This is a genomic window from Streptomyces longispororuber (genome assembly GCF_024448165.1).
GTDB lineage: Bacteria > Actinomycetota > Actinomycetes > Streptomycetales > Streptomycetaceae > Streptomyces > Streptomyces longispororuber_A.
This window is the reverse complement of record NZ_JAMOLN010000135.1, coordinates 1-22,235: the sequence shown is the minus strand read 5'-3', so window position 1 is coordinate 22,235 and position 22,235 is coordinate 1. Positions and strand designations below refer to the sequence as shown.

At 72.3% G+C, this 22,235-nt stretch carries 19 protein-coding genes and 1 pseudogene; 11 read left to right on the top strand and 9 right to left on the bottom strand.

Translation table 11 applies throughout. From position 1 onward, the window contains the following. Positions 1–75 precede the first annotated feature (75 nt). From M4J07_RS31255 to M4J07_RS31225, 7 genes are all read left to right on the top strand, one after another. Entirely contained in the window at positions 76–921 is an 846-nt protein-coding gene (locus tag M4J07_RS31255; protein WP_255977227.1) for a TrmH family RNA methyltransferase, read from the top strand. A 47-nt stretch (positions 922–968) separates the two neighbouring features. Continuing rightward, the gene (locus M4J07_RS31250) at positions 969–2,096 is read left to right on the top strand and encodes a sensor histidine kinase (RefSeq protein WP_255977225.1); all 1,128 of its coding nucleotides are present in this window, start codon (positions 969–971) and stop codon (positions 2,094–2,096) included. Positions 2,097–2,236: 140 nt separating this feature from the next. Then, positions 2,237–3,373: a phenylalanine--tRNA ligase subunit alpha gene (pheS, locus tag M4J07_RS31245; protein WP_255977223.1), complete on the top strand. Its 1,137-nt coding sequence runs from the start codon at positions 2,237–2,239 to the stop codon at positions 3,371–3,373. Beyond that, positions 3,373–5,886 carry a phenylalanine--tRNA ligase subunit beta gene (gene pheT, locus M4J07_RS31240; protein WP_255977221.1) on the top strand — a complete coding sequence of 838 codons (2,514 nt, stop codon included), beginning with the start codon at positions 3,373–3,375 and terminating at the stop codon, positions 5,884–5,886. The genes pheS and pheT overlap by 1 nt, the downstream gene beginning before the upstream one ends. 174 nt (positions 5,887–6,060) lie before the next feature. Continuing rightward, positions 6,061–7,191, top strand: a complete 1,131-nt coding sequence (locus M4J07_RS31235) for a PP2C family protein-serine/threonine phosphatase (protein WP_255977219.1) — start codon at positions 6,061–6,063, stop codon at positions 7,189–7,191. Positions 7,192–7,448: 257 nt separating this feature from the next. Beyond that, positions 7,449–8,789 carry a transcriptional regulator gene (locus tag M4J07_RS31230; protein ID WP_255977217.1) on the top strand — a complete coding sequence of 447 codons (1,341 nt, stop codon included), beginning with the start codon at positions 7,449–7,451 and terminating at the stop codon, positions 8,787–8,789. An 80-nt stretch (positions 8,790–8,869) separates the two neighbouring features. Continuing rightward, positions 8,870–9,400, top strand: a complete 531-nt coding sequence (locus tag M4J07_RS31225; protein ID WP_255977215.1) for an NUDIX hydrolase — start codon at positions 8,870–8,872, stop codon at positions 9,398–9,400. Between the two features lie 18 nt (positions 9,401–9,418). Here the strand turns inward: M4J07_RS31225 and M4J07_RS31220 are convergent, their stop codons facing one another. Together M4J07_RS31220 and M4J07_RS31215 are read right to left on the bottom strand one after the other, a co-directional pair. Then, positions 9,419–9,676, bottom strand: coding sequence for a hypothetical protein (locus M4J07_RS31220; RefSeq protein WP_255977213.1), 258 nt, complete (start codon positions 9,674–9,676; stop codon positions 9,419–9,421). 189 nt (positions 9,677–9,865) lie between these two features. Then, entirely contained in the window at positions 9,866–10,726 is an 861-nt protein-coding gene (locus M4J07_RS31215; RefSeq protein ID WP_255977211.1) for a 3-hydroxybutyryl-CoA dehydrogenase, read from the bottom strand. Between the two features lie 168 nt (positions 10,727–10,894). On the opposite strand from M4J07_RS31215, the gene M4J07_RS31210 reads away from it, so the two are divergent. Next, the gene (locus tag M4J07_RS31210; protein WP_255977210.1) at positions 10,895–12,166 is read left to right on the top strand and encodes a glycoside hydrolase family 10 protein; all 1,272 of its coding nucleotides are present in this window, start codon (positions 10,895–10,897) and stop codon (positions 12,164–12,166) included. Here the strand turns inward: M4J07_RS31210 and M4J07_RS31205 are convergent. Together M4J07_RS31205 and M4J07_RS31200 are read right to left on the bottom strand one after the other, a co-directional pair. Next, positions 12,147–12,344 carry a DUF1918 domain-containing protein gene (locus M4J07_RS31205; RefSeq protein WP_255977208.1) on the bottom strand — a complete coding sequence of 66 codons (198 nt, stop codon included), beginning with the start codon at positions 12,342–12,344 and terminating at the stop codon, positions 12,147–12,149. The genes M4J07_RS31210 and M4J07_RS31205 overlap by 20 nt on opposite strands. 70 nt (positions 12,345–12,414) lie before the next feature. Beyond that, positions 12,415–13,350, bottom strand: a complete 936-nt coding sequence (locus tag M4J07_RS31200; RefSeq protein ID WP_255977206.1) for a DMT family transporter — start codon at positions 13,348–13,350, stop codon at positions 12,415–12,417. On the opposite strand from M4J07_RS31200, the gene M4J07_RS31195 reads away from it, so the two are divergent. Then, positions 13,349–14,779 (top strand): aminotransferase-like domain-containing protein, encoded by a 1,431-nt coding sequence (locus tag M4J07_RS31195; RefSeq protein ID WP_255977204.1) that lies wholly within the window; start codon positions 13,349–13,351, stop codon positions 14,777–14,779. The two genes, M4J07_RS31200 and M4J07_RS31195, sit on opposite strands and share 2 nt — an antisense overlap. Positions 14,780–14,891: 112 nt before the next feature. Then, on the top strand, positions 14,892–15,470 hold the full coding sequence (locus M4J07_RS31190) for a histidine phosphatase family protein (protein WP_255977202.1): 579 nt from the start codon (positions 14,892–14,894) through the stop codon (positions 15,468–15,470). Here the strand turns inward: M4J07_RS31190 and M4J07_RS31185 are convergent. Then, positions 15,445–15,888 (bottom strand): DUF6314 family protein, encoded by a 444-nt coding sequence (locus M4J07_RS31185; RefSeq protein ID WP_255977200.1) that lies wholly within the window; start codon positions 15,886–15,888, stop codon positions 15,445–15,447. The genes M4J07_RS31190 and M4J07_RS31185 overlap by 26 nt on opposite strands. Positions 15,889–16,031: 143 nt before the next feature. On the opposite strand from M4J07_RS31185, the gene M4J07_RS31180 reads away from it, so the two are divergent. After that, positions 16,032–18,515 (top strand): alpha-L-arabinofuranosidase C-terminal domain-containing protein, encoded by a 2,484-nt coding sequence (locus tag M4J07_RS31180; protein WP_255977198.1) that lies wholly within the window; start codon positions 16,032–16,034, stop codon positions 18,513–18,515. On the opposite strand, the gene M4J07_RS31175 is transcribed toward M4J07_RS31180, so the two are convergent. The 4 genes and pseudogenes from M4J07_RS31175 to M4J07_RS31160 form a co-directional block, all read right to left on the bottom strand. After that, positions 18,502–19,320, bottom strand: a complete 819-nt coding sequence (locus M4J07_RS31175; protein WP_255977196.1) for an AAA family ATPase — start codon at positions 19,318–19,320, stop codon at positions 18,502–18,504. The genes M4J07_RS31180 and M4J07_RS31175 overlap by 14 nt on opposite strands. Positions 19,321–19,345: 25 nt before the next feature. After that, complete coding sequence (locus M4J07_RS31170) at positions 19,346–20,338, bottom strand: aldo/keto reductase (RefSeq protein ID WP_255977195.1); 993 nt, start codon at positions 20,336–20,338, stop codon at positions 19,346–19,348. A 69-nt stretch (positions 20,339–20,407) separates the two neighbouring features. Next, positions 20,408–20,995, bottom strand: coding sequence for a GrpB family protein (locus M4J07_RS31165; protein WP_255977193.1), 588 nt, complete (start codon positions 20,993–20,995; stop codon positions 20,408–20,410). Beyond that, positions 20,995–22,235, bottom strand: a pseudogene (locus tag M4J07_RS31160) (hypothetical protein); the annotation flags it as partial. The pseudogene M4J07_RS31160 and the gene M4J07_RS31165, both read right to left, overlap by 1 nt.

Here is a 22,235-nt window from a genome sequence, read left to right as displayed (position 1 = left end):
CCGTGTGCGGCCCGTCCGTGGCTGGTCGCGCAGTTCCCCGCGCCCCCTTCGGGCGCTTCCCCCTAGGTGAGTCGTATGGTTGCCGCGCCCGAACTGATCTCTCCCAAGTCCCCCCGCGTCTCCGCCGCCCGGCGGCTCGGGAAGCGGAACTTCCGGGGGAAGGAGCGGCTGTTCCTCGCCGAGGGGCCGCAGGCCGTGCGGGAGGCCGCCGCGCACCGGGACACTCTTGTCGAGATGTTCGCCACCGTCGAGGCCGCCGAGCGGTACGCCGACATCGTGGCCGAGGCCCGGGACGCCGGGGCGCGGGTGCACCTCGCCGACGAGAGCGTCATCGCCGACATCTCCACGACCGTGACGCCGCAGGGGCTCGTGGGCGTGTGCCGGTTCCTGGACACCCCGTTCGACCAGGTCCTCGCGGCGCGGCCCAAGCTCGTCGCCGTCCTGGCGCACGTGCGCGACCCCGGGAACGCCGGGACGGTGCTGCGCTGCGCCGACGCGGCCGGTGCCGAGGCGGTCGTGCTGACCGACGCGTCCGTCGACCTGTACAACCCCAAGGCCGTGCGCGCCTCCGTCGGCTCGCTGTTCCACCTGCCCGTCGCCGTGGGCGTCCCCGTCGAGCAGGCCGTCGCCGGGCTGAAGGCCGCCGGGGTCCGGATCCTCGCCGCCGACGGGGCCGGGGACGACGACCTCGACGACGAGCTGGACAAGGGGACCATGGGCACCCCGACCGCCTGGGTCTTCGGCAACGAGGCGTGGGGGCTCCCGGAGGAGACCCGCGCGCTCGCGGACGCCGTGGTGCGCGTCCCCATCCACGGCAAGGCCGAGAGCCTCAACCTGGCGACGGCGGCCGCCGTGTGCCTGTACGCCTCCGCTCGTGCACAGCGCGCCCCCGGAGGGTGCCGCTCCGTCACCCCCGGCTAGTAGGGTGACCACCTCGGGTCCGTGACCGAGAGGTGGGATACGGGGAGATGAGCGTCGTCGGCACGAGCAGTTCGCGAGGAGCGCAGGCGCGGTCAGGACCGGCCGCGCCCCGGGCCGGACTCGACGACCTGACCGGCCTCGGCGTGCACCCCGACGATCTGCCCGACGGACTCGTCGTCGCAGATGAGCGCGGCCAGGTCGTCTGTTTCAACGCCGCGGCCGAGCGCATCACCGCCGTCCCCGCCGCCCGAGCGCTCGGCTCCCCGCTGGAGCGGGCCCTGCCGCTGGAGGACCTCGAAGGCCGGCGCTGGTGGCAGCTGACCGACCCGTACGGCGGCATCGCGACCCGCGTCGGACAGCCCGAGCGGAACCTGCTGCTGCCCGGCGGACGCGAGGTCCTGGTCACCGCGCGTTACGTGCGGACCAGGCCCACCGGACCCGTGCGCCGCGTCGTCGTCCAGATCCGGGACACCGAGGCCAGGCGCCGCACCGAGCGCAGCCACGCCGAGCTGATCGCCACCGTCGCGCACGAACTGCGCTCCCCGCTCACCTCCGTCAAAGGCTTCACCGCGACACTTCTGGCCAAGTGGGAGCGGTTCACCGATGAACAGAAGCGGCTGATGCTGGAGACCGTCGACGCCGACGCGAACCGGGTGACGCGACTGATCGCGGAGCTGCTCGACATCTCGCGCATCGACTCCGGCCGTCTCGAGGTGCGGCGCCAGCCCGTCGACATCGGCGCCGCCGTCTCCCGGCACATCCAGGCCCACGTCGCCTCCGGGCGGCCCGCCGACCGCTTCCTGCTGCGGGTCGGCCACCCGCTGCCCGATCTGTGGGCCGACCCCGACAAGGTGGACCAGGTCCTCAGCAATCTGCTGGAAAACGCCGTGCGCCACGGCGAGGGAACCGTCACCATTGACGTCGAGCCAAGCCAGAGCGGCACGTCGGTCACCGTGAGCGACGAAGGCCCCGGCATCCCGGAGGAGTCCATGAACCGCGTCTTCACCCGCTTCTGGCGGGGCAGCAAGCGCGGCGGCACCGGCCTGGGCCTGTACATCGTCAAGGGCATCGTCGAGGCCCACGGCGGCACGATCACCGTGGGGCGGGCGCCCGGTGGCGGCGCCCAGTTCCGATTTATGCTGCCCGTCGGGGCACCCGCGTATCTCACCAGCTGAGCGCCGGGCCCCCACGGGCGCATTCGCACACCTCACCCCCGTTAGACTCGTCCTTTGGCACGTTTGCGTCCCTGCCACTAGACGGCCGTCGAACGCGTCTGCGGGACCCATCAGCCAGCCAATCGGAAGCACGGGAAGAGATGTCGGCACCGAACAAGTCGTACGACCCTGTCGAGGTCGAGGCACTGAAACCGGAAGAGATCGAGCGCGTGCGGGACGAGGCGCTCGCCGCCTTCGCCGCCGCGGACTCGCTCGACGCGCTGCAGGCGGCCAAGGTCGCGCACACCGGCGGCACGTCGCCGCTGTCGCTCGCCAACCGGGAGATCGGCGCGCTGCCGCCGCAGGCCAAGGCCGCGGCCGGCAAGCTCGTCGGCCAGGCCCGCGCCGCCGTCGGCCGGGGCCTCGCCGCCCGCCAGGCCGAGCTGGAGGCCGAGCGCGACGCGCGCGTCCTGGTCGAGGAGGCCGTGGACGTCACGCTGCCCTACGACCGCACCCCGGCCGGCGCCCGCCACCCGCTCACGACCATGATGGAGCGCGTCGCGGACGTCTTCGTGTCCATGGGATACGAGATCGCGGAGGGCCCCGAGGTCGAGGCCGAGTGGTTCAACTTCGACGCGCTGAACTTCACGCCGGACCACCCGGCCCGGCAGATGCAGGACACGTTCTTCGTCGCCGGTCCCGAGGGCCGCGAGAAGACCGTCGGTGACGAGTCCGGCGTCGTGCTGCGCACCCACACCTCCCCGGTGCAGGCGCGCTCGCTGCTCGACCGGGAGCCGCCCGTCTACATCGTCTGCCCCGGCCGCGTGTACCGCACGGACGAGCTGGACGCCACGCACACCCCGGTCTTCCACCAGATCGAGCTCCTCGCGGTGGACGAGGGCCTCACCATGGCCGACCTGAAGGGCACCCTGGACCACATGGTCAAGGCGCTGTTCGGCGACGACATGAAGACCCGCCTCCGCCCCAACTACTTCCCGTTCACCGAGCCGTCCGCCGAGATGGACATGGTCTGCTACGTGTGCCGCGGCGAGTCCGTCGGCAACCCGGACCGGCCGTGCCGCACCTGCGGCAGCGAGGGCTGGATCGAGCTGGGCGGCTGCGGCATGGTCAACCCGCGCGTGCTGACCGCGTGCGGCGTCGACCCCGAGAAGTACAGCGGATTCGCCTTCGGGTTCGGCATCGAGCGGATGCTGATGTTCCGCCACAACGTCGAAGACATGCGAGACATGGTCGAGGGTGACGTCCGGTTCACCCGGCCGTTCGGGATGGAGATCTGATGCGGGTCCCGCTTTCCTGGCTGCGGGAGTACGTCGACCTCCCCGCCACCGAGACCGGCCGCGACGTGCAGACCAAGCTGGTCGGCGTCGGCCTCGAGGTCGAGACCGTCGAGCAGCTCGGCGCCGACCTCAAGGGCCCCCTCGTCGTCGGCCAGGTGCTGACGATCGAGGAGCTCGAGGGCTTCAAGAAGCCGATCCGGTTCTGCACGGTCGACGTCGGCCAGGCCAACGGCACGGGCGAGCCGCAGGAGATCGTCTGCGGCGCCCGGAACTTCGCGGTGGGCGACAAGGTCGTCGTCGTGCTGCCCGGCGCCGAGCTGCCCGGCGGCTTCGCGATCGCCGCGCGCAAGACGTACGGCAAGACGTCGCACGGCATGATCTGCTCCACCGACGAGCTCGGCATGGGCGACGACGGCACGCACGGCATCATCGTGCTGCCGCCCGAGCACGAGGCCGGCACCGACGCCATCGAGCTCCTGGAGCTCGTGGACGAGGTGCTCGACATCGCCGTCACGCCCGACCGCGGCTACTGCCTCTCGATGCGCGGCATCGCCCGCGAGGTCGCCATCGCGTACGGCCTGCCGCTGCGCGACCCGGCCCTGCTCGACGTGCCCGCGCCGAACGCGCACGGCTACCCGGTCCGGGTCTCCGACCCGATGGGCTGCGACCGCTTCACCGCGCGCACCGTCACCGGGCTGAGCCCCGAGGCCCGCTCGCCGATCTGGCTGCAGCGCCGTCTGCAGAAGGCCGGCATGCGCCCGATCTCGCTCGCCGTCGACGTCGCGAACTACGTGATGCTGGAGCTCGGCCAGCCGCTGCACACCTACGACCGCTCGCTCGTCCAGGGCCCGATCGGCGTGCGCCGGGCGGAGCAGGGCGAGAAGATCACCACCCTCGACGGCGTCAAGCGCACGCTGGACGCCGAGGACCTGGTCATCACCGACGAGCGCGGCCCCATCGGCCTCGCCGGTGTGATGGGCGGCGCGAACACGGAGATCGCCGACCACGACGCCGACGCCGGGACCACCGACGTCGTCGTCGAGGCCGCGCACTTCGACGCGATCACGATCGCCCGCACCTCGCGCCGCCACAAGCTCACCTCCGAGGCGTCCAAGCGCTACGAGCGTGGCGTCGACCCGCAGGCCACGTCGGCCGCCGCCCAGCGCGTCGTCGACCTGCTGGTCCTGCTCGCGGGCGGCACCGCGGACGAGGGCGTCACCGAGGTCATCGCCCCGGGCGCCCCGCGCACCATCACCATCCCGGCCGACCACCCGGACAAGGTCGCGGGCGTCGCGTACGGCCGCGAGACCGTCGTGCGCCGCCTCCAGCAGGTGGGCTGCGACGTCTACGGGCAGGACGACCTGACGGTCACCGTGCCGTCGTGGCGTCCCGACCTGACCGACCCGAACGACCTGGCCGAGGAAGTCATCCGGCTGGAGGGCTACGAGAACCTGCCCTCCACCCTGCCGAAGCCCCCGGCCGGCCGCGGCCTGACCGAGCGGCAGCGCACGCACCGCCGCGTCGGCCGCGCGCTCGCCGGTGCCGGGTACGTCGAGGCGCTCAACTACCCGTTCATCGGGCAGGCCGTCCTCGACCAGCTCGGGCTGCCGGCGGACGACCGCCGCCGGGTCACCGTCGAGCTCGTCAACCCGCTCTCCGACGAGGAGCCCTCGCTCCGCACGACGCTGCTGCCGGGCCTGCTCGGCGCGCTGCGCCGCAACGACGGGCGGGGCAGCCACGATCTGGCGCTCTTCGAGACCGGCCTGGTCTTCCGGCCGACCGGCGAGGAGCACAAGGCGGTCCGGCTGCCCGTCGACCGGCGGCCGACCGACGAGGAGATCGCCGAGCTCACCACCGCGCTGCCGGCCCAGCCGCGCCGCGTCGCCGTCGTCCTCGCGGGCGCCCGCGAGCAGGCCGGCTGGTGGGGCAAGGGCTACCCGTCGACGTGGGCCGACGCCATCGAGGCCGCCCGCGTCGTGGCCCGTGAGGCCGGTGTCGAACTCGCCGTCGACCAGGACCAGCACGAGCCCTGGCACCCGGGCCGGTGCGCCGCGCTGTACGTGATCGTCGACGGTGCGAAGACTCTCGTCGGGCATGCCGGTGAGCTGCACCCGCGCGTCGTCAAGGCGCTCGGTCTGCCCGCCCGCACCAGCGCGATGGAGCTCGACCTGGACCTCCTGGAGCAGGCGAACGACGGTGCCCTGCAGGCGCCGCGGATCTCCACGTTCCCGGTGGCCACGCAGGACGTCGCGCTCGTCGTCGACAAGGACGTCCCGGCGGCGTTCGTCGAGCACCAGCTGCGGCTCGGTGCCGGTGAACTCCTCGAGGACATCCGGCTGTTCGACGTGTACGAGAACGCGGAGCAGCTCGGCGAGGGCAAGAAGTCCCTCGCCTACGCGCTCCGGTTCCGGGCCGCCGACCGCACCCTGACGGTCGAGGAGGCCAGCGCCGCCCGTGACACGGCGGTCGCCCAGGCCGCCGAGAGCGCGGGCGCGGTGCTGCGCGGCGCGTAACGGCGCAGGCAGGACCCCCTGAGGGGCGCACCCGGACCACCGGGTGCGCCCCTCACTCGTTCGGGTGAGGATTCTCGTCGATCCGGTCCGGCCCGGGCAGCCGGTCGCAAGAATCATTGCGGCCGCCGGGCCGACCGGTGTGCGCGCTGAACAGGGCCTAGGGGGGCCGTCGGCATGATTCGTACCAGGAACAGGGCACCCACCCGATCCGCTCGCACCTCCTTCCGCGCCCGCCTCGTCAAAGCCGCCCGCACCGAGCCCGGGCGCATCCGGCGGGTGCTGGTCCTCGCCCTGCCGACGGTGTGGGGGGCCGTCGCGATCTCGTACAAGCTGGCCTGTCCGCTCGCGCAGCAGACCGGGCTCGGCGCGCGGATCGTCAGCAGCGTCGTCTTCTTCGCCGTGGGGACCGGGCTCATACTCCACGTGCGCCAGGGCCTCCTGCGGGAGTTGCGGGAGATCAGGGCCGTCGCGGGCGCCGCGCAGAACGTGCTGATCCGCCCGCTGCCGCCCCGCCTCGACGGGCTCGCCCTCGCCGCCGGACAGCTCTCCGCCGACCGGGGGGCCAGTGTCGGCGGCGATCTCTACGACGTCGTGGCCACCGACCACGGGGTGCGGGTGGTGATGGGCGATGTGCGCGGGCACGGCCTGGCCGCCCTCGCCACCGTCGGCGCCGTCCTCGGCAGCTTCCGCGAGGCCGCCCACGACGAGCCCGAGCTCGGCCGGGTGCTGCGCCGGCTGGAGCGGGCGCACGCCCGGCACCTGCGGCAGCGGTCGCGGGACGAGCACCCGGCGACCCTGGGCGCGGAGCCGGACCATCCGCTCGCGGAGGAGTTCGTCACGGTGCTGCTCCTGGAGATCCGCCCGGACGGCGCGGTGCACGCGCTCAACTGCGGTCACCCGTGGCCGTATCTGCTCCGTCCCGGCGCCGAGCGCTGCGTCGAGCCGCTGACCGGCGGCGACCCGATGCCGCCGCTCGGCCCGTTCCCGCTGCCCGCCGAGCTCGTGCCCGTGCGGTGCGGGCGGGTCCTGCCGGGCGAGGGACTGCTGCTGCACACCGACGGGATCGAGGACGCCCGCGACGCTCATGGCCGGTTCTTTCCGCTGCAGTCCACGCTCACGGACGTCGTGCGCCGCAGGACCGTCGTCCCGCAGGCGGTCCTCCACGCGGTGTACGGCCGACTCCTGCGTCACATCGGCGGGTTGCCCAGCGACGACGCGGCCGTGCTGGTGCTGCGCAACGACCGCAGGCGGGTTCCGGTCCAGTCCGGCGAACCCGTCGTCCGCACCGCTCACAAGGTTCTCTGACATCCGTCGCCCCCAGGGGCGTCGTCCGCCCGCCGCGGAGTGTCGGGCAGGCGAGCGGGCGGACGACGCGGGATCGGGCCGCCGCACTGTACGAGGGGGAGCCGGCGGCCCGGCCGGCCTCTTTCGAGGCAGTTCAGTCAAGCGGGTGGAAACCGGCCACAACAGAGTGCACAGCGCCCGGAGTTGGGCATTCCGATCACACCCCGTGTGAAGGCGCCTGGACTAGGCTGCCAGCACCGAGCCAACGGAGGGCATCCATGCAGCCCAACACTCTGCTCGACGCGATCCTCGACGAAGCCGGCATCTCCCACGCGGGCCTCGCCGCCCATGTGAACCACGCGGGCAAGGCCCGCGGGCTCGCCCTGCGCTACGAACACACCGCGGTCGCCCGCTGGCTGAAGGGTCAGCGGCCGCGCGGCCAGGTACCGGACCTGATCTGCGAGGTGCTCGCCGGCCGCCTCCAGCGGCAGGTCACGCTCGACGACATCGGCCTCGGCATCCCGGGCGAACCGGCGGCCCCGCACGGCTCGACCCTCTCCGGGTTCGTCGAGCGGGCCACCGCCCTGTGGCGCTCCGACGAGCAGCAGCGCCGGCACGTCCTCGACGCCCCGGCCGTCACCGGCACGCCGGCCGTGATGCCGGTGTGGGAGTGGGAGAACCCGCCCGAGGACACCGACGTCTCCCGCGGCGGCCGGGTGCTGGTCAGTCCCGCCGACATCGAGATGATGCGGTCGGCCCGGGCGCACTACGAGCAGATGTACCGCAAGGCGGGCGGCATCGCGACGCGGACCAGGATCGTCGGCTTCCTCAACAGCGAGGCGGCGCCCCTGCTGCGCGGCAGTTACACCGATGCGACCGGGCGCCAACTGCACCGCGCCACGGGCGGGTTGGTGGCCATCGCCGGGATCTGCGCGTACGACTCGGACGCGCACGGCCTCGCGCAGCGCTACTTCCACCAGGCGCTGCGGCTCGCGAAGGCGAGCGGGGACCGGGGGCTCGGCGCGTACGTCATAGCGCTGCTGGTGAACCAGTCGCTGCACATGCGCGAGCACCGGCAGGCGGTCGCCTTCGCGGAGGCGGCGCTGCGGGCCGCGGGCCGGCACATCACCCCCGCGCTCGCCTCGGATCTGTACGCGATGCAGGCGAAGGCGTACGCCCACCTCGGCGACGGTACGAGTGCCCTGGAGTGCATCCGGCGTGCCGAGTCGGCCGCCGACCGGATCCGCCGCGGACACGAGCCGGACGAGACGGGCTATGTGCAGCCCGGATTCGTGAACGTGCAGGTGGCGGAGGCGTTGTTGAGCCTCGGGGACTACGCGGGCGCCAAGGAGCACGCGACCGAGGCCGTGCACACCCCGGCGCACGACCGCGGCCGGGTGCACCGGCTCGCCGTGCTCAGCCAGATCCAGCTCCGCCAGGGCAACGCCGACCAGGCGGTGGCCACAGCCGTCCAGATGGCCGAGGCCGCACGGGGCATGGAGTCCCAGAGGCTGCGCGACAGACTCCGGGCGGTACGCGAGCACCTCGTGCGCAGCGGCTGCGCCGGCACGGCCGAGGCCGCCGAACTCATCGACGGAGCGCTGCGCGTACCGCTCTGAGCCCTTGAGTCCATTTCTCGGGCGCTCGTTCACGCCGCTGCTGCGATATTGCCATCAACTCGGCGGAAGGTGGCAGAACCGTGCAGTGGACGAAACAGAACGAACAAACTGTGTATGAAAACCGCTGGTTCAGCGTCAATCTGGCGGATGTCGAGTTGCCGGACGGCCGGCACCTCGACCACTTCGTCATACGACTCCGCCCCGTGGCCGTGGCCACGGTGGTCAACGAGGCGAACGAGGTGCTGCTGCTGTGGCGGCACCGCTTCATCACCGACAGCTGGGGTTGGGAGCTGGCGGCGGGGGTCGTCGAGGACGGCGAGGACATCGAGTACGCGGCCGCCCGCGAACTGGAGGAGGAGACCGGCTGGCGGCCGGGACCACTGAAGCACCTGATGAGCGTCGAGCCGTCCAACGGCCTCACGGACGCTCGGCACCACATCTACTGGACCGACGAGGGAACGTACATCGGCCACCCCCTGGACGACTTCGAGTCGGACCGAAGGGAGTGGGTCCCGCTCAAACTCGTTCCCGACATGATCGCTCGTGGAGAGGTCCCGGCCGCCAACATGGCGGCCGCGCTACTGCTCCTGCACCATCTCCGGCTCGGCTAGCGCCCGTCAGGGCGAGCGCTAGTGACCGAGTGCCTGCCATACGGCGATGGCGAGTGCCCCGACGGCGGTCAGTGCCGCCACCGCGGGCAGCGGCCATCGGGTGTGTTCGAGCGCCTTGACGCGTGCGCTCAGATCGTCCTGATCCTTGGCGCTCTGGTCGTCGCGATGGGCGAGCAGGGCCAGTTGACCGTCGATACGGGTCAGTCCGACCTCGAAGACACGGCGTAACTCTGCGAGTTCTTCGGGGACCACGGGATGCTCCGGGTCGGTGGTCACGAGTCCGCTCCTTTCCGTAGTCGTCACATCCCTGTTGTGCGCATCGGAAGTCAACTCGCCTGGTGGACGCGGCGGGAGCGTGTGCGATGGGCATATGCGAGTCACCCTCGCGCGCCCCGTGCGAAGCGAACGGACCCGGTGCTAGAAAGAGCACCGGGTCCGTTCGGCGAATACGGAGTGTTATGGGGATCAGGCGTACGTGTAGAACCCCGAGCCCGACTTGCGGCCGAGCCGGCCCGCGTCGACCATCCGCTGCAGCAGCGGGGGAGCGGCGTACAGCGGCTCCTTGTACTCGGCGTACATCGAGTCCGCGATGGAGACGATGGTGTCGAGGCCGATCAGGTCGGACAGCTTGAGCGGGCCCATCGGGTGGGCGCAGCCGAGCTCCATGCCGTTGTCGATGTCCTCGCGGCTGGCGATGCCCGACTCGAACATCCGGATCGAGGACAGCAGGTACGGCACCAGCAGTGCGTTCACCACGAAGCCCGAGCGGTCCTGGGCGCGGATCGCGTGCTTGCCGAGGATCTTCTCGACCAGGGCCTGGGCGCGGCTGATCGTGCCCTCGGACGTGGTCAGGGCCGGGATCAGCTCGACGAGCTTCTGCACCGGGGCCGGGTTGAAGAAGTGGATGCCGATGACGTGGTCGGGGCGGGACGTCGCCACGGCCAGCTTCACCAGCGGGATGGACGAGGTGTTCGAGGCGAGGATCGCGTCGGGGCGGGTCACGACCTGGTCGAGGACCTGGAAGATCTCCGTCTTGACCTGCTCGTTCTCCACGACGGCCTCGATGACCAGGTCACGGTCGGCGAACTCGCCCAGGTCGGTGGTGAAGGTGAGGCGCGACTGCGTCTCCTCCAGCTCCTCCTCGCTGATCTTGCCGCGGGAGGCCGCCTTGGCGAGGGAGTTGAGCAGCCGGGTCCGGCCGATCTCCAGGGCTTCTCCGGTGGTCTCGGCCACCTTCACGTCCAGTCCGGCCCGGGCGCAGACCTCTGCGATCCCGGCGCCCATCTGGCCACAGCCCACCACTCCGACGCGTGTGATGTCAGTCAAGGTGTCCGTCACCTCGTGCCTTTCGCTGATCGTCCGGGGTCGCCGGCGGCAGTGCTCTACAGGGTCTTTCGGATCTGCACGTTACCCCGTAGACATGGGAGGGGTGGAGTCCGGGTTAACGCCTGTTCATCCGGACAACACGGTGGCACAAGCGTGATGGGGGGAGCTATGGGACGTATCTCACGTCGGGGATTCACGGTCGGCGCCGCGCTGACCCTGGCCGGGCTCACGGCGGGCGACGCCGTCGCGGCCGGCAGGAGCACAACGGGACAAAAGGCGCGTAGCGGGCGGGAGATGCGCGGGATGTGGCTCGCGACCGTCGCCAACCGGGACTGGCCGTCGCGGTCCGGACTGACCGCGGACGAGCAGCGCGCCGAACTGCTCGGGCACCTCGACACGGCCGTGCGGCGCCGGCTGAACGCGGTGGTCTTCCAGGCGCGGCCCACCGCCGACGCCCTGTGGCCGTCCCCGTACGAACCCTGGTCCGAGGTGCTCACCGGCACCCAGGGCAAGGACCCCGGCTGGGACCCGCTGGGCACGGCCGTGACCGAGGCGCACCGGCGCGGCCTGGAGCTGCACGCCTGGTTCAACCCGTACCGGATCGCCAACCACACGGATCCGGGCCGTCTCGTCCCCACGCACCCGGCCCGGCTGCACCCCGAGTGGGTCGTGCCCTACGGCGGCAAGCTCTACTACAACCCGGGTCTGCCCGAGGTCCGTCGCTTCGTGCAGGACGCGATGATCGACGCGGTGCGGAAGTACCCCGTCGACGCGGTGCACTTCGACGACTACTTCTACCCGTACCCCGTCGCCGGCCAGACCTTCGACGACGACGCGGCCTACGCGACGTACGGCGGCGGCTTCCCGGACCGGGCGGCCTGGCGGCGGGACAACATCGACCGGCTGGTGCGGGAGACGGCCCGCCGGATCAAGAAGGTGCGGCCGCGGACCCGGTTCGGCATCAGCCCGTTCGCGGTGTGGCGCAACAAGGCGACCGACCCCGAGGGGTCCGACACGACCGCGGGCGTGCAGACCTACGACAACCTGCACGCCGACACCCGCAAGTGGGTGCGGGAGCGCTGGATCGACTACGTCGTGCCGCAGGTGTACTGGAACATCGGCTTCGCCGCGGCCGACTACGCGAAGCTCCTGCCGTGGTGGAGCGACGTGGTGCGCGGCACCGGTGTGCGCCTCTACATCGGCGAGGCCCTCTACAAGGCGGGCGATCCCGCGCAGCCCGCCGCCTGGCAGGACCCGGCCGAGCTGTCCCGGCACCTCACGTACGCGAAGGGGTTCCCCGAAGTGCGCGGGCACGTCTTCTTCTCGGCCAAGGAGGTCGGACAGGACAAGATCGGGGCGATGGCCCGGGTGGTCGCGGACCACTACGCGAGGGCCGCACCCGCCGCACCGTCGGCTCCCGCTACTCCTGCTGAGGGATGACGCGCCGCACGACCGAGTCGGGGCCCGGCGACATGATCGCCTCGTGGCCGTCCTCGAAGCGGACCCGGAACGGCGGCCCCTCGTCCGCGCCGAGGACTTCGATGATCTCCGCGACCCGGTCGTGCTGCCCGACGATCCGGCCGTGCACCAGGAGCTGGTCGCCTACGGTTGCGCGCATCAGGAGTGACCTCCTCGCCGTACCCGTGAGTTGCCGCAAGTGTACGGCGGGTCATGGGAGTTGGAACCTCTCAGCCGCGTGAGCGTTGGGTGACCGCGATGCACACCAGGACCGCGAGCGCGGTGAGCGGAGCGGCCATCGGCAGCTCCTCCCCGAGCAGGAACACCGACCAGAGGAGGGTCAGCAGGGGCTGGGCGAGCTGGAGTTGGCTCGCCTTGGGGATGCCGATCAGGCCCATGCCCTTGTACCAGACCACCAGGCCGAGGAACTGCGAGCCCGCCGCCACCCACAGCAGGCCGGCCACCGCGTGCCCGGTGAGGCGCACGGGCTCGTACGCGAGGGCGACGGCCGTACCGGCGACGGCGATCGGCAGGCAGAGCACCAGGGCCCAGGCGATGACCTGCCAGCCCGGCATGACCTTGGCGAGCCGGCCGCCCTCGGTGTAGCCCGCCGCGCAGATCAGCAGCGCCGCGAAGAGGTAGAGATCGGCCCGGGACAGGGCGCCGCCGCTCTGCTGCACGGTGAACCCGATCACCGCCGCCGCGCCCGCGCACGCGGCGATCCAGAACGTCCGCGACGGCCTGGCCCCCGTGCGCAGCGACGAGAACACCGCCGTGGTCAGCGGCAGCAGTCCCACGACCACCGCCGAGTGCGCGGTCGTCGCCGTCCGCAGGGCCAGCGTGGTGAGCATCGGGAAGCCGAGCACCACTCCGGCCGCCACGACGGCGAGTCCCGCCCAGTGCCGGCGCTGGGGGAGCGGCACGCGCAGGGCGAGCAGACTGACCCCCGCGATCACGGCGGCGAGCACGCTGCGCACGCTCACCAGCGACCAGGGGCCGAAGCCCTCCAGGCCCCAGGCGGTGGCGGGGAAGGTGAGGGAGAACGCGGTGACGCCGAGGGCGGCGAGCGCGGTGCCCGACCGGGTGAAGGGCCGGGGCGCGAGAGGCGCCCGGCGGCCGGCCACCGCTATCGCGTTGCGGTCGGTAGCGCTATTCTCAGTCTTCATGTACGAGCGTAGCAGCGTCGATGAACTGGCGAAACAGCTCAGATCCGACCTGAATCGCTACTCCCAAGGTGAGAAGCTGCCGTCCAGTCGTTCCCTCGTGGAGCGGTTCAGGGTCAGCCCGGTCACGGTCTCCCGGGCCCTCGCCCAGCTCGCCGCCGAGGGGCTCGTCGTGACCCGGCCGGGCGCGGGCGCCTTCAAGGCCGGGGCTCGCACCGCGACGCCGCCGGTCGGCGACACCTCCTGGCAGGAGGTCGCCCTCAGCGCGGACGCCGCGACCGAACTCGTGCCCCGCGCCGTCGACGCGTCGGGCGTCCTGGTGACGCTGTCCGCGCCGCCGCCCGGCGTCGTCGAGTTCAACGGGGGCTATCTGCACGAGGGCCTGCAGCCGGGCGCCGCGATGGCCGCCGCGCTGGCCCGCGCGGGCCGCCGCCCCGGCGCCTGGAACCGGCCGCCCGTCGACGGGGTGCCCGCGCTGCGCGAGTGGTTCGCGCGCGGCATCGGCGGAGCGATCACCGCCGCCGAGGTGCTCGTCACCTCCGGCGGGCAGTCGGCCCTGGCCACGGCGCTGCGGGCGCTCGCCCCGCCCGGTGCGCCGGTGCTCGTCGAGTCGCCGACCTACCCCGGGATGCTGGCGATCGCGCGGGCCGCGGGCCTGCGTCCGGTGCCGGTGCCCGTCGACCCCGACGGGGTCCGGCCCGACCTGCTGGAGCAGGCGTTCCGGGCGACGGGCGCCCGCCTCTTCGTGTGTCAGCCGCTGTTCCAGAACCCGACCGGCGCGGTGCTCTCGCCCGAGCGGCGCCCGGAGATCATGCGCATCGTCCGGGCGGCCGGGGCCTTCATGATCGAGGACGACTTCGTGCGCCGGCTGGTGCACGAGGACGCGGGACCGCTGCCCAGGCCGCTGGCCGCGGACGATCCGGACGGCGTCGTGGTGCATGTCTGCTCCCTGACGAAGGCGACCTCGCCGAGCCTGCGCATCGGATGTCTCGCCGCGCGCGGACCCGTGCTCGAACGGCTGCGGGCGATCCAGGTCGTCGACCACCTCTTCGTGCCGGGACCGCTGCAGGAGGCGACCCTGGAACTGGTCGCATCGCCCGCCTGGCCGCGTCATCTGCGCACGGTGGCACGGGAGTTGAAGGTGCGGCGCGACATCATGGCGGCCGCGCTCGCGCTGCGGCTGCCGGAGCTGCGGCTGCCGCACGTCCCGTCCGGCGGGTACCACCTCTGGGCCCGGCTGCCCGACGGCAAGGACGAGCGTCGCCTGGTCGCGAGCGCGCTGCGGGCCGGCGTCGCGGTCGCTCCCGGCCGTCCCTACTTCGCGGCCGAGCCCCCGGCCCCGTACATCCGGCTGAGCTTCGTCGCGGTGGGCGGGACGGGGGAGATCGACGAAGGGGTGCGCAGGCTGCGGACGGCCTACGACGACATGTAGCCGATCGGTCCCCCTGGGGCGACGGAGTCGCGGGGTCCGGGGCGGCAGCCGCGCCGCCGGTGACACAGTGCCAACCCTTGACCCGGGCTACCCGTCGGTACACGATCACCCGATGCAGCTCAGCGTCACGCTCCTCGCCGCAGCACGCAGCTCCTCCCTGCTCACCGAGCGCTTCGACGACGACCGGCCGCTCGACGAGGCCGGCTGGTACGAGGTGCAGCGCGCGGCGCCCGGACTCGGCCCGCTCGCCGCCGCCGAACTGCGCTACTGCTCGCCGACCCCGCGCAGCCGGGCCACCGGCGACGCCCTGGGGCTCGCCCCGCTCGCCCAGCCCGCCCTGCGCGACTGCGACATGGGCCGCTGGCGTGGCCGCACCCTCGCCGAGGTCACCGCCGTCGAACCGGCCGCCGTCGACCACTGGCTCGGTGACCCGCGCTCGGCGCCGCACGGCGGGGAGTCGCTGCTCGGCTTCATCACCCGCGTCGGGACCTGGCTGGACACCCGGCCCGTCGGCGGCAGCGGGCGGATGGTGGCGGTCGCCGAGCCGTCCGTGGTCCGTGCCGCCCTGGTCTTCGCGCTGAAGGCGCCCCCGTCGACGTACTGGAACATCGACGTCCGGCCGCTGTCGACGGCGACGGTCAGCGGTCAGGCGGGGCGCTGGAGCCTCAGGCTCGGCGGTAGTCCGTCGTGAGGAGCAGGTCCTTCGCCGGGCCCTTCACCCGCCACACCGTCCGCCAGCGCTCCGCGTCGTACACGGTGAACTCGCCCCGGTAGAGGTCCGCCGAGCAGGGGTGGTCCGCCACGTGCCGGCCGGAGCGCAGATCGAGGTCGTGGAAGAAGCGGCCGTCCGAGAAGCGCACCACGGCGGTGCCCGGCAGGTCACCCGGCTCGAAGCGGAGTGTGCGCTCGGCGGGCCGGGACACGTCGCGCCACACGAACGTGCCGGACTCCACGTGCAGCAGACCGCCACCGTCCAGAGCCGAGAACTCCGTGCTCCCGGTGAACGTGCCGGTCAGGTCGTCGGCGAGGTCGCGCACCGTCCGCTCCACCAGCCAGCGTCCGGCCAGATGCGCCAACACATCGGAAACCGGCCAGAGTTCACTCGTCACGCCCACCACTCTCCGCCACTCCGGGCCACCTCTGCGCGAACCGTTGACGCGCGTTCCGCCACTTCCTATCTTGCCGTTCGCAGTTTAGGACGACGTACGAGATATCGAACAGTTCCGCAACCACTGTGAAGGATGGCGAGCGCATGACGCGTGGACGACGCAGGCGCTGGAGAATCGGGCTCGGAGCGGCGGTGGGCGCACTGCTCGCCGGGACGGCGGTCACCCCCTCGGCCGTGGCCGACGACGAGGTGACCGACTACACCGTGACCGTCGACCCGAGCCGCACGGGTGCGGCCATCGACGACACCATGTACGGCGTCTTCTTCGAGGACATCAACCGGGCCGCCGACGGCGGGCTCTACGCGGAGCTCCTGCAGAACCGGTCCTTCGAGTACTCGACCGCCGACAACAAGGCGTACACGCCGCTGACCGCGTGGACGACCAGCGGTACGGCGAAGGTCGTCGACGACGACGGCCGGCTCAACGCGAGGAACCGCAACTACCTCTCTCTGAGCGCCGGTTCGTCCGCCGTCAACGCCGCGTACGGCACCGGCATCACCGTCCGGAAGGGCAGCACGTACGACTTCTCGGTGTGGGCGCGCGCCGACACCCGGCTCACCGTGACCCTCCAGGACGCCGACGGGACCCTCGCGGCCCCGCGCCGGATCACCACCTCGGGCGGCTGGGCCAAGTACACGGCGACCTTCACCGCGGACCGCGCCAGCACCACCGGCCGGCTCGCCGTGAGCACGTCCGCCGACGCCGCGCTCGACATGGTCTCCCTCTTCCCGCGCGACACCTACAAGGGCCGTCCGAACGGTCTGCGCAAGGACCTCGCCCAGAAGGTCGCCGACCTCAAGCCCGGCTTCGTGCGCTTCCCCGGCGGCTGCCTCGTCAACACCGGCTCCATGCAGGGCTACGACGAGGCGTCCGGCTACGAGCGCAAGCGCTCGTACCAGTGGAAGGACACCGTCGGCCCGGTCGAGCAGCGCGCCACGAACGCCAACTTCTGGGGCTACAACCAGAGTTACGGCCTCGGCTACTACGAGTACTTCCAGTTCGCCGAGGACATCGGCGCGATGCCGCTGCCCGTCGTGCCCGCCCTCGTCACCGGCTGCGGCCAGAACAAGGCCACCGACGACGACGCCCTGCTGAAGCGGCACGTCCAGGACACCCTCGACCTCATCGAGTTCGCCAACGGCCCCGTCACCAGCACGTGGGGCAAGCTGCGCGCCCGGATGGGCCACCCGAAGCCCTTCCACCTCACGCACCTGGAGGTGGGCAACGAGGAGAACCTGCCCGAGGACTTCTTCGCGCGCTTCACGGAGTTCCGCGCCGCGATCGCCGCCAAGTACCCGGACGTGACCGTCATCTCCAACTCCGGTCCCGACGACAGCGGTACGACGTTCGACACGGCCTGGAAGCTCAACAAGGACGCGGACGTCGACATGGTCGACGAGCACTACTACAACAGCCCGCAGTGGTTCCTGCAGAACAACGACCGCTACGACTCCTACGACCGCAGCGGCCCCAAGGTCTTCCTCGGCGAGTACGCCTCGCTCGGCAACCAGTGGTCCAACGCCCTGTCGGAAGCCGCCTACATGACGGGCCTCGAACGCAACGCGGACGTGGTGAAACTCGCCTCGTACGCACCGCTGTTCGCCCGTGACGACACCGTGCAGTGGCGGCCCGACATGATCTGGTTCAACGACCAGAAGTCCTGGGGCTCCGCGGACTACGAGGTGCAGAAGCTGTTCATGCGCAACGTCGGCGACCGGGTCGTCCCGTCCACCGCCACCGCCACCCCGGAGACCCTCCGGCCGATCACCGGCGCCGTCGGCCTGTCGACGTGGGCGACCAGCGCCGCCTACGACGACGTGCGGGTCACGGGCGCCGACGGCACGAGCCTGCTGACCGACGACTTCAGCGGCGACGCGGCGCAGTGGACCGGCTCGGGCAGCGGCGACTGGAGCGTCCAGGACGGCCAGTACGTGCAGTCCGACGCGGCCGCCGAGAACACCATGGTCACCGCGGGCGACCCGAGCTGGCACGACTACGACCTGCACGTGAAGGCCACCAAGAAGTCCGGCAAGGAGGGCTTCCTCGTCGCCTTCGGCGTCAAGGACACCGGCAACTACTACTGGTGGAACCTCGGCGGCTGGAACAACACCTCGTCCGCCGTCGAGCAGGCCGTGAACGGCGGCAAGGGAACACTGATCTCCAAGGCCGGATCCATCGAGACGGGCCGCGCCTACGACATCGACATCAAGGTGCGCGGCCGCCAGGTGACCCTGTACCTCGACGGCCAGGAGTGGGGCTCGTTCAAGGACGACAAGCCCGCCGAGCCGTTCCGTCAGGTCGTCACCCGGGACAAGGAGACCGGTGACCTGATCGTCAAGGTCGTCAACGCGCAGGACGCGCAGGCCCGTACGACGGTGGACCTCGGCGGCGTCAGGTCCGCGAAGTCCGCCGCCGTGACGACGCTGACGGCGGCGCCGGACGCCGAGAACACCGCCACCGACACGCCCGTGAAGCCGGTGACGTCGACCTTCAAGGGGGTCGCCGACACCTTCACCTACACGTTCCCGGCGAACTCGGTGACCTTCCTGAGGATCAAGAAGGGCTGACACCGGGGGCCGCGGTCACGGTGTGCCCGGGGGCGAGCAGGGCCGTCCCCGCCGGCACCGTGACCGCGTGCTCCACCCGGGCCGTGCACCGGGTGTCCCCGCACTCGCAGGAGAACGGGGCGCGCAGGCCGTCGGGCGGGCCCGGCGCCCAGGGGCGTGCGAAGAACCCGGCGTACTGGGCGACGACGGCCTCGTTCGCCTCGCGCAGCAGCGCGCACCGCTCGGCACGGCCCGCGGCGTGCGGGCCCGCGGCGATCTCCGCCCGCCAGCGGCCGGCGACCGCGGCCACCACGTCCGTGTCGCCGTCGACGACCAGGAACGGTGCGCCCGCGTCCCGCACCTCGGTCTCGATCACCCCGGCGAGACGCCGGTACAGGCTCAGCCGGCCCGCGCTCAGCTCCCGCTCCCCGAGCCGCTTCTCCAGCAGCTCGGGGGTGGGCAGCAGCCACAGCGCGGCCCGCCCCGGCACCGCCCCGGCCAGCCGCGGCGTGACCACGGTGCCCTCGGCCACGGTCAGCGGGGCGGGCGGCAGGGCCCGCACGTCGTCCGCGACCATCGGTCCCCGCTCGTCGTGCAGGGCCATGGCGAGCAGCTCGTCCACCGGGGCCGCCCAGCGGTCGTCGGGCGACAGCGTCTCGAACCGCACGGCGGCCGCGACGCCCCGCGCGACGGCCCGGTCCCGGTGCGCCCAGGTGCGGGTGTCCGCGTGGTAGCGGCGCAGTCCGTGGCGGCGGGCCAGCAGCTCGGCGACGGTCGACTTCCCGGCGCCCGGCGGACCGCCCAGCCACAGCACGTCCGGCGTCACGCCCGGCACCACGTCCGGCATCCGCCTAGCCGTTGACGAACTTGATGCTGTTGGCGTCGTAGCGGGCCCCCGCCACCTCGTCGGCCGGCGCCGCCGCGTCGATCGCCGCGAGGTCGTCGGCGGAGAGTTCGAGGGTGGCCGCCGCGACGTTCTCCTCCAGGTACTTCCGGCGGCGCGTGCCCGGGATCGGCACCACGTCGTCGCCCTGGTGCTGCACCCAGGCGAGCGCCAACTGACCGGCCGTGACACCCTTCCGGGCCGCCAGCTCCTCCAGCCGGGCCACGATCCCGAGGTTGCGCTCCAGGTTCCCGTCGGTGAACCGCGGCTGGCCGCGCCGCATGTCGCCGTCCTCGAAGCTGTCCGCCGACTTGTAGGCACCCGTGAGGAAGCCGCGCCCGAGCGGCGAGAACGGCACCAGCCCGATGCCCAACTCCCGGCAGACCGGCAGCACTTCGGCCTCCAGATCGCGCGTCCACAGCGAGTACTCGCTCTGCAGCGCCGCGACCGGGTGCACGGCGTACGCCCTGCGCAGCGTCTCCGGTCCCGCCTCCGACAGCCCGATGTGCCGGACCTTGCCCTCCTTCACCAGGTCAGCGAGGGCGCCCACCGTCTCCTCGACGGGCACCTCGCGGTCGACCCGGTGCACGTAGTACAGATCGATGTGGTCGACGCCGAGCCGGCGCAGCGATGCCTCGCACGCCTGCCGCACGTACGCCGCGTCGCCCCGGATCCTCGTGGGCTCGCCCAGCTTGTTGGCGAAGCCGAATTTCGTGGCGACGACGGCCTGTTCGCGCCGGCCGGGGGCGGCGAGGGCGCGGCCGATCAGCTCCTCGTTGTGCCCGAGGCCGTAGAAGTCGGAGGTGTCGAGCAGCGTGACGCCCAGGTCCAGGGCGCGGTGCAGGGTGCCGATCGACTGCTCGTCGTCGGCGGCGCCGTAGGCGTGACTCATCCCCATGCAGCCCAGGCCCTGCGCGGAGACGGTGAGCGCGCCGAGCCGGCGCGTCGGAAGGTCCGTCATGGGTGTCTGCCTCCTGCGGTGTGCTGGTGGGTAACGATTCCGACCGTATGACGTCGAGTGCGCTCCAGGTCAACCGGCGGCGTCCGGGGTCCAGCCCACCGCGTCGGCCCACCGCTCCGCCGCCCCCATCAGGACGTCCGTCGCGGGTGCCTTGATCTGTCCGTACGCGAAGACGTCACGGACGTCCTCGCTCAGCCGCAGTTTGAACGCACCCCACGCGTCCCGTGCGGCGGGGTCCGCGCGCAGATGGTCCCGGAACAGCAGCGCGTACCGGGTGTTGGGCGCGCCCTGCTCCCGTACGTGCACATTGCCGTGCCGCCCGCCGACGGGCGGCGCGAACACCAGCTTGGAGCAGGTGTGGCCGCGCGACACCTCCTGCCGGTTCCACGGCTCGGGCCTCAGCCGGAACCCGATGCCCGTCATCCGGCCGGTCAGCCGCGCCCCGTCCGCCGCCAGCGACGCCACCCGCACCTGCACGTCGATGACGTCCTTGGCGGCGAGCCCCGGCACGGACGTCGAACCGATGTGGTCGATCGCGAGCGCCACGTCCCCCAGCGCCCCGCGCAGCACGGCCGCCAGCTCCTCGAACTCCCTTGTCCAGGCGCCCCGGTGGGCGACGACGGACCAGGGCACTGCCATCTCGTCGGGGAACGGCATCAGGAGCCCTGCTGCCCGGTGAGCCCGGCGACGGTCCCCAGCTGCTGCCACCTGCCGTCCACCCGCCGGTCGACCCACACGGGCCGGTTCTGCGCGTGGTGGTCCTTGAACGCGTAGTGCCCGAGCAGGCCGTCCACCTCGACGTCCTCCAGGCCGGCCCGCAACTGGGTGCGCACCGTGTCCAGTTCACCGACCCCCGGCCGGTCGCCGGCCAGTGTCCTGTCGACGCCCGCGGCGACGGCGAGCGTCGCGTCGTACAGCTCGGCCGTGCCCCGATCCGTCAGCCAGTCGCGCATCTCGGCGGAGACGGAGCACAGCCGCGGGAAGTCCGCGCAGTCCGGCTTCTGCCGCTCGTCGCTGAACGTGCGGAACCGCAGCGTGCCGTCCGGCAGTTCCGCGTCGTGACGGTCGTACATCTGCCGGTCCTCGAGGGTGTCGCAGGCGTTCGCGTACGCGTTCCGGACGGCGAGCCGCTCGCCGCGCTTCTTCAGCGCGGCGATCCGGTCCTCGTCGTCGTGGCCCGGCAGATCGCTGACGACGACGGCACCCGGCTTCTTCTTCGTGACGTCCCGCAGGAACTCATCGACGGGCACGTCGCTCCCCGGCCGGTCGAGCGCCGGGAACGCCGTCATGCCGGAGGCGCGCAGACCGTGCCCGAACGTGTCCTCGTCGCTGTACGAGGTGTCCCAGTGGTAGTCCGCGGCGTCCATCACCCGGTCCATGGCGAACGCCCCGCGCAGATAGCGGCCCGCCTGCCGCCCGGCCTCGAAGTCGGTGGCCGGCATCCCGTACGTGCCGTCGGCGGCGGCCCAGCGGGCGCTGCACACGTCGACCACGGCCATCCCGGTGTCGTAGTCGTCGAGGTCCGACACGTCGCCGAGCAGGGCGAGCGTCTCCGGATGGCGGTCGATGACGGTGGCGTCGGACGACTCGTCGTCCTCGCTCACCACCACCACGTCCAGCGGAACCTTGTGCTTCGACCGGCGCTCCGCCTCGGCCAGCGCCGCCCGCACGACCTGCTCCCGGATCCGCATGAGCTCCCCGTCCCGCTCACCGCTGCGGTGCGCGAGCGCGATGGTGTACGCGTCCGGGGGGCCGGTCGGCCGCGGCGCGGGCGGCGGTCCGGCGACCGCGCCGCCGTCCACCGCGTCGCCCCCGGACGACTGGCGCAGCTCCACCCCGGCCGTGACACCGACGGCCAGCAGCGCCGCGGCGATCCCGAGCACGAGCCCGCGGCGGG

Excerpts from the sequence above, each read along its gene's own strand:
- M4J07_RS31255 (WP_255977227.1), top strand. The coding sequence starts at position 76 with ATGGTTGCCGCGCCCGAACTGATCTCTCCCAAGTCCCCCCGCGTCTCC.
- M4J07_RS31250 (WP_255977225.1), top strand. The coding sequence starts at position 969 with ATGAGCGTCGTCGGCACGAGCAGTTCGCGAGGAGCGCAGGCGCGGTCA.
- pheS (WP_255977223.1), top strand. The coding sequence starts at position 2,237 with ATGTCGGCACCGAACAAGTCGTACGACCCTGTCGAGGTCGAGGCACTG.
- pheT (WP_255977221.1), top strand. The coding sequence starts at position 3,373 with ATGCGGGTCCCGCTTTCCTGGCTGCGGGAGTACGTCGACCTCCCCGCC.
- M4J07_RS31235 (WP_255977219.1), top strand. The coding sequence starts at position 6,061 with ATGATTCGTACCAGGAACAGGGCACCCACCCGATCCGCTCGCACCTCC.
- M4J07_RS31230 (WP_255977217.1), top strand. The coding sequence starts at position 7,449 with ATGCAGCCCAACACTCTGCTCGACGCGATCCTCGACGAAGCCGGCATC.
- M4J07_RS31210 (WP_255977210.1), top strand. The coding sequence starts at position 10,895 with ATGGGACGTATCTCACGTCGGGGATTCACGGTCGGCGCCGCGCTGACC.
- M4J07_RS31205 (WP_255977208.1), bottom strand. The coding sequence starts at position 12,344 with ATGCGCGCAACCGTAGGCGACCAGCTCCTGGTGCACGGCCGGATCGTC.
- M4J07_RS31195 (WP_255977204.1), top strand. The coding sequence starts at position 13,349 with ATGTACGAGCGTAGCAGCGTCGATGAACTGGCGAAACAGCTCAGATCC.
- M4J07_RS31200 (WP_255977206.1), bottom strand. The coding sequence starts at position 13,350 with ATGAAGACTGAGAATAGCGCTACCGACCGCAACGCGATAGCGGTGGCC.
- M4J07_RS31190 (WP_255977202.1), top strand. The coding sequence starts at position 14,892 with ATGCAGCTCAGCGTCACGCTCCTCGCCGCAGCACGCAGCTCCTCCCTG.
- M4J07_RS31180 (WP_255977198.1), top strand. The coding sequence starts at position 16,032 with ATGACGCGTGGACGACGCAGGCGCTGGAGAATCGGGCTCGGAGCGGCG.
- M4J07_RS31170 (WP_255977195.1), bottom strand. The coding sequence starts at position 20,338 with ATGACGGACCTTCCGACGCGCCGGCTCGGCGCGCTCACCGTCTCCGCG.
- M4J07_RS31165 (WP_255977193.1), bottom strand. The coding sequence starts at position 20,995 with ATGCCGTTCCCCGACGAGATGGCAGTGCCCTGGTCCGTCGTCGCCCAC.